Origin of the sequence: Citrobacter sp. Cpo074 (assembly GCF_030332745.1) — a bacterium.
Lineage (GTDB): Bacteria > Pseudomonadota > Gammaproteobacteria > Enterobacterales > Enterobacteriaceae > Citrobacter > Citrobacter portucalensis.
This window is the reverse complement of the sequence record NZ_JAOWHG010000033.1, coordinates 446620-459328: the sequence shown is the minus strand read 5'-3', so window position 1 is coordinate 459328 and position 12709 is coordinate 446620. Positions and strand designations below refer to the sequence as shown.

Here is a 12709-nt window from a genome sequence, read left to right as displayed (position 1 = left end):
GTGCGCCTTTATGAACATTTGTCATAAATCTGTAACAATATGTGCTGCGTTTCACATTTTTGTTAGGTATCTTTCCTTAACATCGCGGCCACACTGGAAGCGGTAGGGTAGTAATGACGAACTGCAGTGTTTACTTCGAATGAAAGACGGCCACGGAGGCTACACTATGTTGAGTATTTTTAAACCAGCGCCACATAAGGCGCGTTTGCCTGCTACGGAGATCGATCCGACATATCGTCGATTGCGTTGGCAGATTTTCCTGGGGATTTTCTTTGGTTATGCCGCGTACTATCTGGTACGTAAGAACTTCGCCCTGGCGATGCCATATCTGGTTGAGCAGGGTTTCTCTCGCGGCGATCTGGGTTTTGCGTTGTCCGGTATCTCCATCGCTTACGGATTTTCGAAATTCATCATGGGGTCCGTTTCGGATCGCTCGAATCCGCGCGTTTTCCTGCCAGCAGGTTTGATTCTGGCTGCCGCAGTGATGTTGTTTATGGGCTTTGTGCCGTGGGCGACATCGAGCATTGCGATAATGTTTGTGCTGCTGTTCCTCTGCGGATGGTTCCAGGGGATGGGGTGGCCGCCGTGTGGTCGTACCATGGTGCACTGGTGGTCGCAGAAAGAACGTGGCGGTATTGTTTCCGTCTGGAACTGTGCGCACAACGTGGGCGGCGGTCTGCCTCCTCTGCTGTTCCTGCTCGGTATGGCCTGGTTCAATGACTGGAAAGCGGCGCTGTATATGCCTGCTTTCGGTGCGATTGTGGTTGCGCTGTTCGCCTTTGCGATGATGCGTGATACGCCGCAGTCCTGCGGCCTGCCGCCTATCGAAGAGTATAAGAACGACTATCCGGACGATTACAACGAGAAAGCGGAAGAAGAGCTGACTGCGAAGCAGATCTTCATGCAGTATGTACTGCCAAACAAACTGTTGTGGTACATCGCTATCGCCAACGTGTTTGTTTATCTGCTGCGCTACGGCATCCTGGACTGGTCACCGACCTACCTGAAAGAAGTGAAGCATTTCGCACTCGATAAATCATCCTGGGCCTACTTCCTGTATGAGTATGCGGGTATTCCGGGCACGCTGCTGTGCGGCTGGATGTCGGATAAAGTCTTCCGTGGTAACCGTGGTGCGACCGGCGTGTTCTTTATGACGCTGGTAACTATTGCGACCATCGTTTACTGGATGAACCCGGCAGGCAACCCGAACGTGGATATGGCTTGTATGATCATCATCGGCTTCTTGATCTACGGCCCGGTAATGTTGATTGGTCTGCACGCGCTGGAACTGGCACCGAAAAAAGCGGCGGGAACGGCAGCTGGCTTTACCGGTCTGTTCGGTTATCTCGGCGGTTCTGTGGCTGCGAGCGCCATTGTTGGCTACACCGTTGACTTCTTCGGTTGGGACGGCGGCTTTATGGTGATGATTGGCGGTAGCGTGCTGGCGGTTATCCTGCTGGTGGTCGTCATGATTGGCGAAAAACGCCATCACGAAGAGATGCAACTGAAACGTAACGGGGGCTAATAGATGAAAACTACATTGAAAAGTCTCAGCGTGGCGCTGATGCTCACAGGTATGGTGGTCAGCAGCGCGGCGGTTGCCGCAGATAAAATCGTGATTGCGCACCGTGGTGCGAGCGGTTATCTACCGGAGCATACGCTGCCAGCGAAAGCGATGGCCTATGCCCAGGGTGCGGATTATCTGGAGCAGGATTTGGTGATGACCAAGGATGACCATCTGGTCGTCCTGCATGATCACTATCTTGACCGCGTCACCGATGTTGCCGAGCGTTTCCCGGATCGGGCGCGTAAAGACGGGCGTTACTACGCTATCGACTTTACGCTGGATGAAATTAAATCGCTGAAATTTACCGAAGGCTTCGATATCGAAAATGGCAAAAAGGTCCAGACCTACCCAGGGCGCTTCCCGATGGGTAAATCTGATTTCCGCGTGCACACGTTCGAAGAAGAGATTGAGTTTGTTCAGGGATTAAATCATTCCACCGGTAAAAACATCGGTATTTACCCGGAAATGAAAGCGCCGTGGTTCCATCACCAGGAAGGGAAGGATATTGCGGCTAAGACGCTGGAAGTGCTGAAAAAGTACGGGTATACCGACAAGAACGACAAGGTCTATCTGCAATGTTTTGATGTTGCAGAGTTAAAGCGCATTAAGAATGAACTGGAACCGAAGATGGGGATGGATCTCAATCTGGTACAGTTGATTGCGTACACCGACTGGAATGAAACTCAGGAGAAAAAGCCGGACGGTAGTTGGGTTAATTACAACTACGACTGGATGTTTAAGCCGGGTGCCATGAAGCAGGTTGCGCAGTATGCGGACGGCATTGGGCCGGACTACCACATGCTGATTGATGAGAAGTCGAAGAAGGGCAATATCTCGTTAACTGGCATGGTGCAGGACGCACATCAGAATAAGATGGTTGTGCATCCTTATACCGTTCGCGCCGATCAACTGCCGGATTACGCCACTGACGTAAACCAGCTGTATGACATTCTTTATAACAAGGCGGGCGTTGACGGGCTGTTCACCGACTTCCCCGACAAAGCAGTGAAATTCTTGAATAAAGAGTGATGGCGTAAGGCCTGTGATGCACCTCCGGTCACAGGCCTTAATGGATGAGACGTTTTAACTGCTAGATAAGGCCGTCTGCTGTCAACGTTTCCATACATGCCTGCAGGAGAAATAAAGGGCTGCCGTCCACCGGCGGCTCTTTTGCCAGTAAGGATATCTGTCGATAGAACGTCGGTTCCAGCGCGACTGAACGTACTTTCCCACCAACCGCCTTCAGCGTTAATTCCGGTAATAACGCTATACCCAGCCCCTGACGAATAAAGCTCATCGCGGTATCCGGATGGTTAAACTCGTATTTAATGACCGGTTCAATTCCCTTCTCTTTAAATAGCGCCATGATGCTTAATTCATAGCGACCTTTGCTGATAATGAGCGGTTCTCCAACCAGTTGTTCCACTGAAATCGTTCTATTGGCCGCCAGCGGATGGCTTTCAGGAACTACAACGGTAAATTTGTCGCGATACACCGGTACGCAGTACATGCCATTTACCGGGAAATGCACAAATCCCGCATCGATATCCCCACTGCGCAGGGAATCAACGATTGCCGTGCTGTTTTCTTCATAAGGGATAATTTTGATATGCGGGTGGTGCTGCTCGAAGTGGTGGATGATACCGGGCAAAATACAGGCACAGGCGCTGGGAAAGCAGCCGATTCGCAGGGTTCTGGCCGGGTTTTGTCGCTCTTGCTCGGCAATCTCTTTCACCGCGTTGGTTTCAGACACGATCGTCCGCAGGTGTGAAACGATCCGACTCCCGGCCGGACTAAGTTGAATGTCTTTGCGGCGTTCGCGGATAATAATATCAACCCCTAGCTCTTCCTCTAGCGCTGAAATTGCCTGGCTAACGGCGGATTGGGTCATGTACAGCCGCTTGCTGGCTTCGGTAAAACCACCGTACTCAAGTACGGCAAGCAGGGCGTGGATCTGGGTTAATGTCATTAGCTCCCTCTAATCAACAATATTAAAACGATTAATTTCTCTAATATAATGGACCTGTTTATACTTGCGGTCTACCGTAAAATCACACTTCGACGCACCTGTCCGTAGTTCAGTTGAGCTGAGCGTTGCCTGCGTGCGCCGTCTGGACAGGTTGTCGAATATGAAAGAAAAACTGTGGACGAAAGATTTTTGGGCAATAACGATAATCAGCTTTATTATATTTTTTGTTTTTTATGTCCTGCTCACGCTGTTACCGATCTATATTTCGGATCGCCTGCATGCCACTCCAGATAAGGCCGGATTATTAGTCACCTTCTTTTTGGGGGCCGCAATTGTTGTGCGCCCGTTTGCGGGACAATGGGTAGGAAAATATTCGAATAAAACAATTCTGGTGCTCTCTTCTCTGGCCTTTTTGGTGGTCACTGCGCTGTATCCTGTTTGCCACTCAATTGAATCACTGCTGTTGATTCGGGTGCTTCATGGTGTAACGTTTGGCGTTATTACCACGGTAAAAGGAACGATTTCCGCGCGGTTGATACCGGCCTCCCGACGTGGGGAGGGCATCAGTTTTTTCTCGTTAGCCATGGGACTGGCAATGGTTGTGGGGCCGTGGGTAGGGCTGAACATGGCACGCTGGGAAGCTTTTACCACTGCATTCTGGCTGTGTAGCGCGGTTGCCGTACTGGGTATTATCCTGTCATTGATTGTCGCCGTACCGCCGGTTATCCGTCATGCTGACGGCTCAAAACCGAAGCTGGGATTTGCTGCTATGTTTGATCGCGCCGCACTGCCTTTCGCGATGGTGACGTTTTTCATGACCTTTTCCTACGCGGGCGTTTCCGCTTTTCTCGCACTGTATGCGCGCGAGCTCGATCTGATGGCCGCCGCCAGTAATTTCCTGTTGTGTTACGCCATTTGCCTGATGATCTGTCGAACCTTTACCGGCAATGTTTGTGATAAAAAAGGGCCGAAATACGTGGTCTATCCGTGTTTGCTGGCTTTCACCGTCGGGCTGGTGGCGCTTGGCTATACTAACGGCAGCATTATGATGATTATTTCCGGTGGATTAATTGGCATCGGTTATGGTTCTGTCACACCCGTATTTCAGACACAAATTATTAGTTCGGTGGAACCCCATAAAATTGGTATCGCCAATTCGCTGTTTTTCAATGCGATGGATGCGGGAATGGCAATCGGCGCGTTTATCATGGGGATGATGGTCGAGGGCGTGGGATATCGGGCGATTTATCTGGTGGGTGCGCTGCTGGTGGTACTGGCCGGGGCGCTGTATATCATGCAGATGAAAAAACGCGGAGACGTGGTACTGGTCTCCGCGCATGAAGTTCACTAAACACTATAACTCTATTTCAATATCGCCTTTTGCCCGGCAACAGCACGGCAATATTTCACCGGGCTGAATGAAGGCCAGCGGTTCTGCAATCCAGTCAACCTGTCCCGCCACCAGGCGGGTACGGCAGGAGCCGCAGTAGCCTTCACGACACTGATATTCGACTTCAACATCGTGCGACTCGAGCGCGGCAAGCAGGGAAGGGTGTTCATCCTGGCACAGCAACTGCGTGCCAGAGATGCGCAGAGTCACGCGGCCCATCAGAGCTGGAAGTTACTCAGATCGTCAGTATCGACTTCGGCATCGATCTGGCCGACCAGATAAGAGCTGACTTCCACTTCCTGCGGCGCAACCTGGACGTTATCGGACACCAGCCAGGTGTTGATCCACGGGATCGGGTTAGAACGTGTCTGGAATGGCAGATCGAGCCCAACAGCCTGCATACGGATGTTGGTGATGTACTCAACGTACTGGCACAGAATGTCTTTGTTCAGGCCAATCATTGAGCCATCACGGAACAGATAATCTGCCCACTCTTTTTCCTGCAGCGCGGCCTGTACGAACAGGTCGTAGCACTCTTGTTTGCACTCTTCGGCAATTTCCGCCATCTCCGGATCGTCCACGCCGCTGCGCAGCAGGTTCAGCATATGCTGAGTACCGGTCAGGTGCAGGGCTTCGTCGCGGGCGATCAGACGAATAATTTTCGCGTTGCCTTCCATCAGTTCACGTTCGGCGAAGGCGAAAGAGCAGGCGAAGCTGACATAAAAGCGGATCGCTTCCAGCGCGTTCACGCTCATCAGGCACAGATACAGCTTCTTCTTCAGCTCACGCAGGTTTACGACAACCGTTTTACCATTAACGGTATGCGTACCTTCACCGAGCAAATGCCAGTAGCTGGTCATCTCGATCAATTCGTCGTAGTAGCTGGAGATGCCTTCTGCGCGTTTCTGGATTTGCTCGTTGGTGACGATATCGTCAAACACCACCGCCGGATCGTTAACAATATTACGGATGATGTGGGTGTAAGAGCGGGAGTGGATCGTTTCAGAAAACGCCCACGTTTCCACCCAGGTTTCCAGTTCAGGGATCGAGATTAACGGCAGCAGCGCGACGTTAGGACTACGTCCCTGAATGGAGTCCAGCAGCGTCTGATACTTCAGGTTGCTGATGAAGATATGTTTTTCATGTTCCGGCAATGCCTGGAAGTCGATACGATCGCGAGAAACATCGACTTCTTCCGGACGCCAGAAGAAAGAGAGCTGCTTTTCGATCAGTTTTTCAAAGATGTCATATTTTTGCTGATCGTAGCGGGCGACGTTCACCGGCTGGCCGAAGAACATCGGTTCCAGAAGCTGATCATTTTTCGTCTGTGAAAAAGTGGTGTATGCCATTGATGTGAATCCTGTCTGGAATGTACTGCCGGATGCGCTTTGCTTATCCTGCCTACAATACCGCGAATTAATTTGTAGGCCGGGTAAGCGTTACGCCACCCGGCAAAAGATTAAATCTTACATGCGCCGCTTTCGCAGCCATCGTCCTGAATGGACGGTACCAGATCGTCCTGAGAGTCTTCCGCACCGTCACGGGTGTTCTGATAATACAGCGTTTTGACACCAAATTTGTAGGCGGTGAGCAGGTCTTTCAGCAACTGCTGCATCGGTACTTTTCCGGACGGGAAGCGCGACGGATCGTAGTTGGTGTTGGCGGAAATCGACTGATCGATAAATTTCTGCATGATGCCTACCAGCTGCAGATAGCCGTCGTTGTTTGGCATTTCCCACAGCAGTTCGTATGCGTCGTGCAGGTGTTCGTAGTCCGGCACGACCTGACGCAGAATCCCATCTTTCGATGCTTTGATGCTCACGTAACCGCGTGGCGGTTCAATACCGTTGGTGGCGTTGGAGATCTGCGAAGAGGTCTCGGACGGCATCAGGGCTGACAACGTGGAGTTACGCAGGCCGTGAGTCTTGATAGATTCACGCAGCTGTTCCCAGTCCATATGCAGCGGTTCGTTAGCGATAGCATCAAGATCTTTTTTATAGGTATCAATCGGCAGAATACCTTTCGCATAGGTGGTTTCGTTAAACCATGGGCATGCGCCTTGCTCTTTTGCCAGCTCGTTAGAAGCCTTCAGCAGGTAATATTGAATCGCTTCAAAGGTTTTGTGAGTCAGGTTATTGGCGCTGCCGTCAGAGTAGCGTTTACCGTTTTTCGCCAGCCAGTAAGCGTAGTTGATCACGCCAATACCCAGCGTACGACGACCCATCGCACCGCGTTTGGCGGCCGGAATCGGATAATCCTGGTAATCGAGCAGCGCATCCAGCGCACGTACCGCCAGTACAGCCAGCTCTTCCAGTTCGTCCAGACTTTCGATAGCGCCCAGGTTAAATGCGGACAGCGTACACAGTGCAATTTCGCCGTTTTCATCGTTAACGTCGGTTAGCGGTTTGGTCGGCAGAGCAATTTCCAGGCACAGGTTGGACTGGCGTACCGGCGCGACAACCGGATCAAACGGGCTATGGGTGTTGCAGTGGTCAACGTTCTGAATGTAGATACGACCGGTCGAGGCACGTTCCTGCATCATCAGTGAGAACAGCTCAACCGCTTTCACGCGCTGTTTGCGGATGCTGTCGTCGTTTTCATATTGGGTGTACAGACGCTCGAACTCATCCTGATCGGCGAAGAAAGCGTCATACAGACCCGGGACGTCGGACGGGCTGAACAGGGTGATGTCGCCGCCTTTCAGCAGACGGGTGTACATCAGTTTGTTGATCTGCACGCCGTAGTCCATGTGACGTACGCGGTTGCCTTCTACGCCACGGTTGTTTTTCAGGACCAGCAGGCTTTCAACTTCCAGGTGCCACATTGGGTAGAACAGCGTGGCTGCACCACCGCGTACGCCACCCTGAGAGCAGGATTTCACTGCAGTCTGGAAATGCTTGTAGAACGGAATACAGCCGGTGTGGAACGCTTCACCGCCGCGAATCGGGCTACCCAGCGCACGGATGCGACCAGCGTTAATGCCGATACCTGCACGCTGAGAAACGTATTTCACAATTGCGCTGGAGGTTGCGTTGATGGAGTCCAGGCTGTCGCCGCACTCGATTAGTACGCAGGAGCTGAACTGACGCGTTGGGGTACGCACGCCGGACATAATTGGCGTCGGCAGCGAGATTTTGAACGTAGAAACGGCGTCGTAGAAACGTTTTACATATTGCAGACGTGTTTCACGCGGATAGTTAGAGAACAGGCAAGCCGCTACCAGAATATAGAGGAACTGTGCGCTTTCATAGATCTCACCGGTAACACGGTTTTGCACCAGATATTTACCTTCCAACTGCTTCACCGCAGCGTAGGAGAAGGTCATATCACGGTCGTGTACGATGAACGAGTCCATCTGCTTGAACTCTTCTTCCGTGTAGTCTTCCAGCAGATGATTGTCGTATTTGCCCATTTCAACCATTTTCACGACATGGTCGAACAGCTTTGGCGGTTCAAACTCACCGTACGCTTTTTTACGCAGATGGAAAATCGCCAGACGGGCAGCCAGATATTGATAATCCGGCGCTTCGCGGGAGATCAGGTCGGCGGCTGCTTTGATGATTGTTTCATGGATGTCGGAGGTCTTGATTCCGTCATAAAACTGAATGTGGGAGCGCAGCTCGACCTGAGAAATCGATACGTTATTCAGTCCTTCTGCCGCCCAATCCAGAACTCGGTGGATTTTGTCGAGATTGATGCGCTCTGTACTACCATCACGCTTTGTCACCAGCAGACTCTGATTCATGTGGTTTTTTACCTGTCCGTGAAAGAAAAAATATCCCCCATATTATCCACAGAGTCATGTTGTGACTAAGTCTGTGGATAAATACTATATGTAGGGGTTGTTTGATAAAATAGACGCTATATGGTGAGTATTCTAGTAGGGATTCTTTTCAGCACAAGAGTTGATTTTGAGGTTAAATTGAGGTTGCAAAAGGGTGATAATCGCTAAGTGCGCGTCTTATAAGGCCTGGCGGGGATGTCAATAATTGAGAAAAAAAATAGAAAATTTGATCGAGTGCTGATTTCTTCATCTAAGGCAAGGAAAGTTCTTATGATCTGGCACAGGATTTGTAGGCCTGATAAGTGAAACGTCATCAGGCATGGTTCCAGTAAGCATGCCGGATGGCGGCGTTGCACGCTTTATCCGGCCTACAGGAGCGGTTAATCAACCTTGGCGGTGGTATGTACCATATAGTTCACATCAACGCCCGGGCCAAGTTTGAAGGTGTTGGTGATGGGGTTGTAATGCAGGCCGGTCATATGGCGCTCTTTCAGTACGGTCTGGTCAACCCACTCTAATAATTCAGCAGGCTTAATAAATTTTTTCACATCGTGCGTGCCTTTCGGCACCATGCGCAGAATATATTCCGCTCCGACCACCGCCATCAGCCAGGATTTGCCGTTGCGGTTAAGCGTGGAGAAAAATACTTCACCACCCGGTTTGACCAACCTGGCGCAAGCTCTGACCACTGACTGTGGGTCTGGCACGTGCTCCAGCATTTCCATGCAGGTGACAACGTCATACTGATGTGCATGCTTTTCCGCATGCTCTTCGACGGTTTCTTGTACATACTCTACCTGGATACCGCTTTCCAGTGCATGCAGTTTTGCTACCTGCAGCGGTTCAAAACCCATGTCCAGTCCGGTAACGGTGGCACCTTCGCGCGCCATACTCTCCGCCAGAATACCGCCGCCGCATCCGACGTCGAGTACCTTTTTACCAAACAGGCCGCCTGAGCGCTCAGTAATATAGCCCAGACGCAGTGGGTTAATGCGGTGCAGCGGCTTAAATTCACCCTCAAGATCCCACCAGCGTGACGCGACTGCTTCAAACTTGGCAATTTCTTCATGGTCAACGTTGTGAGCTACCGGAGGTTTTTCGGCATTCATTGGGGCTTCTACTCCTAAATTTGCGATGCAAATGAGTATATCAGCCTGACGGGATGAATAAAGCCTCTGTCAGGGGGAATCCATTTACCTGAATCTGCACGGATGTGTTATAATTTGCGACCTTTGAATCCGGGATACAGTAGAGGGATAGCGGTTAGATGAGCGACCTTGCGAGAGAAATTACACCGGTCAACATTGAGGAAGAGCTGAAGAGCTCCTATCTGGATTATGCGATGTCGGTCATTGTTGGCCGTGCGCTGCCGGACGTCCGAGATGGCCTGAAACCGGTTCACCGTCGCGTACTTTACGCCATGAACGTATTGGGCAACGACTGGAATAAAGCCTATAAAAAATCTGCCCGTGTCGTTGGTGACGTAATCGGTAAATACCACCCTCATGGTGATACCGCCGTTTACGACACCATTGTTCGTATGGCGCAGCCATTCTCCTTGCGCTACATGCTGGTAGATGGTCAGGGTAACTTTGGTTCTGTCGATGGCGACTCCGCAGCGGCGATGCGTTATACGGAAATCCGTATGTCGAAAATCGCCCATGAGCTGATGGCTGACCTGGAAAAAGAAACGGTTGATTTCGTCGACAACTATGACGGCACCGAACAAATTCCTGACGTCATGCCGACCAAAATTCCTAACCTGCTGGTGAACGGTTCGTCCGGTATCGCGGTAGGTATGGCGACCAACATTCCGCCGCACAACCTGACCGAAGTGATCAACGGCTGTCTGGCATATATTGACGATGAAGACATCAGCATTGAAGGGCTGATGGAACATATTCCGGGTCCGGACTTCCCGACTGCCGCGATCATCAACGGTCGTCGTGGTATCGAAGAAGCCTACCGTACCGGTCGTGGCAAAGTGTACATTCGCGCACGCGCGGAAGTCGAAGCGGATGCCAAAACGGGTCGTGAAACCATCATCGTTCACGAAATTCCGTATCAGGTAAACAAAGCGCGCCTGATTGAGAAAATCGCCGAGCTGGTAAAAGACAAACGCGTTGAAGGCATCAGCGCGCTGCGTGACGAGTCTGACAAAGACGGTATGCGCATCGTGATAGAAGTGAAACGCGATGCGGTCGGGGAAGTGGTTCTGAACAACCTCTATTCCCAGACCCAACTGCAGGTTTCCTTCGGTATCAACATGGTTGCATTGCACCATGGCCAGCCGAAGATCATGAACCTGAAAGATATTATTGCCGCGTTCGTACGTCACCGCCGTGAAGTCGTAACCCGTCGTACTATCTTTGAACTGCGTAAAGCCCGCGACCGTGCGCACATCCTTGAAGCGCTGGCGATTGCGCTGGCGAACATCGATCCGATCATCGAACTGATCCGCCGCGCGCCGACCCCGGCTGAAGCGAAAGCTGCGCTGGTTGCGCGTTCGTGGGAACTGGGCAACGTTTCCGCCATGCTGGAACGTGCCGGTGATGACGCCGCGCGTCCTGAATGGCTGGAGCCGGAATTTGGCGTGCGTGACGGTCAGTACTATCTGACTGAACAGCAGGCCCAGGCTATTCTGGATCTGCGTTTGCAGAAACTGACCGGCCTTGAGCACGAAAAACTGCTCGACGAATACAAAGAGCTGCTGGAACAGATCGCTGAACTGCTGCACATTCTGGGCAGCGCCGATCGTCTGATGGAAGTTATCCGTGAAGAGATGGAGCTGATTCGTGAACAGTTCGGTGACGCTCGTCGTACTGAAATCACCGCGAACAGCGCTGACATCAACATCGAAGATCTGATTAGCCAGGAAGATGTTGTCGTAACCTTGTCTCATCAGGGTTACGTGAAATATCAGCCGTTAACCGATTACGAAGCCCAGCGTCGTGGCGGTAAAGGTAAATCAGCAGCACGCATTAAAGAAGAAGACTTTATTGACCGCCTGCTGGTGGCCAACACCCATGACACGATCCTCTGCTTCTCCAGCCGTGGTCGTTTGTACTGGATGAAGGTCTATCAGCTGCCGGAAGCAAGCCGTGGCGCACGTGGACGTCCAATCGTCAACCTGTTGCCGCTGGAAGCTAACGAACGTATTACCGCAATTCTGCCAGTACGTGAGTACGAAGAGGGCGTGAACGTCTTCATGGCAACCGCCAGCGGTACCGTGAAGAAAACGGCGCTGACTGAGTTCAGCCGTCCGCGTTCTGCCGGTATTATTGCGGTTAACCTGAACGAAGGCGACGAACTGATTGGTGTAGATCTGACATCCGGCAGTGACGAAGTCATGTTGTTCTCTGCGGCAGGAAAAGTGGTGCGCTTTAAAGAAGATGCTGTCCGTGCAATGGGTCGTACCGCGACCGGTGTACGCGGTATCAAGCTGGCGGAAAAAGATAGCGTGGTATCGCTGATCGTTCCGCGCGGTGAAGGTGCGATCCTGACCGTTACTCAGAACGGTTACGGTAAACGTACGGCGGCGGAAGAGTATCCGACCAAGTCTCGTGCGACCCAGGGCGTAATCTCCATCAAGGTTACCGAGCGCAACGGTTCCGTTGTTGGCGCAGTGCAGGTTGAGGATACCGACCAGATCATGATGATCACCGACGCAGGTACGCTGGTACGTACTCGCGTGTCGGAAATCAGCGTGGTAGGGCGTAATACCCAGGGTGTGATCCTTATCCGTACTGCGGAAGACGAAAACGTCGTGGGTCTGCAACGCGTTGCTGAACCGGTTGATGATGAAGAGCTCGATTCCATCGACGGAAGTGCAGCTGAAGGTGACGAGGATATCGCACCTGAAGCGGAAAGCGATGACGATGCAGCAGCGGATGACGCTGACGAGTAATTAAGACGCTATAAAAAGGGCCGGAGAAATCCGGCCCTTTTTTTAATGGCATTGCGACAAAAGACATTTACCGCTACCTTAACCACACTCTA

The 12709-nt window shown here is 51.7% G+C and carries 9 protein-coding genes; 4 read left to right on the top strand and 5 right to left on the bottom strand.

Features of this window, described 5'->3' with window-relative positions:
• Positions 1-166 precede the first annotated feature (166 nt).
• Together glpT and glpQ are read left to right on the top strand one after the other, a co-directional pair.
• A complete protein-coding gene (gene glpT / locus OGX83_RS16440; protein WP_048215877.1) occupies positions 167-1525 on the top strand; it encodes a glycerol-3-phosphate transporter in 1359 nt (452 codons plus the stop codon).
• A 3-nt stretch (positions 1526-1528) separates the two neighbouring features.
• Positions 1529-2596, top strand: a complete 1068-nt coding sequence (gene glpQ / locus OGX83_RS16435; protein ID WP_286588582.1) for a glycerophosphodiester phosphodiesterase — start codon at positions 1529-1531, stop codon at positions 2594-2596.
• Positions 2597-2657: 61 nt separating this feature from the next.
• Here the strand turns inward: glpQ and OGX83_RS16430 are convergent, their stop codons facing one another.
• Positions 2658-3536, bottom strand: coding sequence for a LysR family transcriptional regulator (locus OGX83_RS16430; protein ID WP_219987596.1), 879 nt, complete (start codon positions 3534-3536; stop codon positions 2658-2660).
• Positions 3537-3696: 160 nt separating this feature from the next.
• Here OGX83_RS16430 and OGX83_RS16425 point away from each other — a divergent pair, with 160 nt between their 5' ends.
• On the top strand, positions 3697-4887 hold the full coding sequence (locus OGX83_RS16425; protein ID WP_048234859.1) for an MFS transporter: 1191 nt from the start codon (positions 3697-3699) through the stop codon (positions 4885-4887).
• A 3-nt stretch (positions 4888-4890) separates the two neighbouring features.
• Here OGX83_RS16425 and yfaE read toward each other — a convergent pair whose 3' ends face one another.
• The 4 genes from yfaE to ubiG all read right to left on the bottom strand — a co-directional run bounded on the left by yfaE (position 4891) and on the right by ubiG (position 9819).
• A complete protein-coding gene (gene yfaE / locus OGX83_RS16420) occupies positions 4891-5145 on the bottom strand; it encodes a ferredoxin-like diferric-tyrosyl radical cofactor maintenance protein YfaE (protein WP_003027609.1) in 255 nt (84 codons plus the stop codon).
• The gene (gene nrdB / locus OGX83_RS16415; RefSeq protein WP_003834668.1) at positions 5145-6275 is read right to left on the bottom strand and encodes a class Ia ribonucleoside-diphosphate reductase subunit beta; all 1131 of its coding nucleotides are present in this window, start codon (positions 6273-6275) and stop codon (positions 5145-5147) included. The genes yfaE and nrdB overlap by 1 nt, the downstream gene beginning before the upstream one ends.
• A 110-nt stretch (positions 6276-6385) precedes the next feature.
• Positions 6386-8671: a class 1a ribonucleoside-diphosphate reductase subunit alpha gene (gene nrdA / locus OGX83_RS16410; protein ID WP_003834667.1), complete on the bottom strand. Its 2286-nt coding sequence runs from the start codon at positions 8669-8671 to the stop codon at positions 6386-6388.
• 419 nt (positions 8672-9090) lie between these two features.
• Positions 9091-9819 (bottom strand): bifunctional 2-polyprenyl-6-hydroxyphenol methylase/3-demethylubiquinol 3-O-methyltransferase UbiG, encoded by a 729-nt coding sequence (ubiG, locus tag OGX83_RS16405; protein ID WP_008785314.1) that lies wholly within the window; start codon positions 9817-9819, stop codon positions 9091-9093.
• 158 nt (positions 9820-9977) lie between these two features.
• Here ubiG and gyrA point away from each other — a divergent pair, with 158 nt between their 5' ends.
• On the top strand, positions 9978-12617 hold the full coding sequence (gene gyrA / locus OGX83_RS16400) for a DNA topoisomerase (ATP-hydrolyzing) subunit A (protein ID WP_003834662.1): 2640 nt from the start codon (positions 9978-9980) through the stop codon (positions 12615-12617).
• Positions 12618-12709: the final 92 nt, after the last annotated feature.

Excerpts from the sequence above, each read along its gene's own strand:
- glpT (WP_048215877.1), top strand. The coding sequence starts at position 167 with ATGTTGAGTATTTTTAAACCAGCGCCACATAAGGCGCGTTTGCCTGCT.
- gyrA (WP_003834662.1), top strand. The coding sequence starts at position 9,978 with ATGAGCGACCTTGCGAGAGAAATTACACCGGTCAACATTGAGGAAGAG.
- nrdA (WP_003834667.1), bottom strand. The coding sequence starts at position 8,671 with ATGAATCAGAGTCTGCTGGTGACAAAGCGTGATGGTAGTACAGAGCGC.
- OGX83_RS16430 (WP_219987596.1), bottom strand. The coding sequence starts at position 3,536 with ATGACATTAACCCAGATCCACGCCCTGCTTGCCGTACTTGAGTACGGT.
- nrdB (WP_003834668.1), bottom strand. The coding sequence starts at position 6,275 with ATGGCATACACCACTTTTTCACAGACGAAAAATGATCAGCTTCTGGAA.
- glpQ (WP_286588582.1), top strand. The coding sequence starts at position 1,529 with ATGAAAACTACATTGAAAAGTCTCAGCGTGGCGCTGATGCTCACAGGT.
- OGX83_RS16425 (WP_048234859.1), top strand. The coding sequence starts at position 3,697 with ATGAAAGAAAAACTGTGGACGAAAGATTTTTGGGCAATAACGATAATC.
- yfaE (WP_003027609.1), bottom strand. The coding sequence starts at position 5,145 with ATGGGCCGCGTGACTCTGCGCATCTCTGGCACGCAGTTGCTGTGCCAG.
- ubiG (WP_008785314.1), bottom strand. The coding sequence starts at position 9,819 with ATGAATGCCGAAAAACCTCCGGTAGCTCACAACGTTGACCATGAAGAA.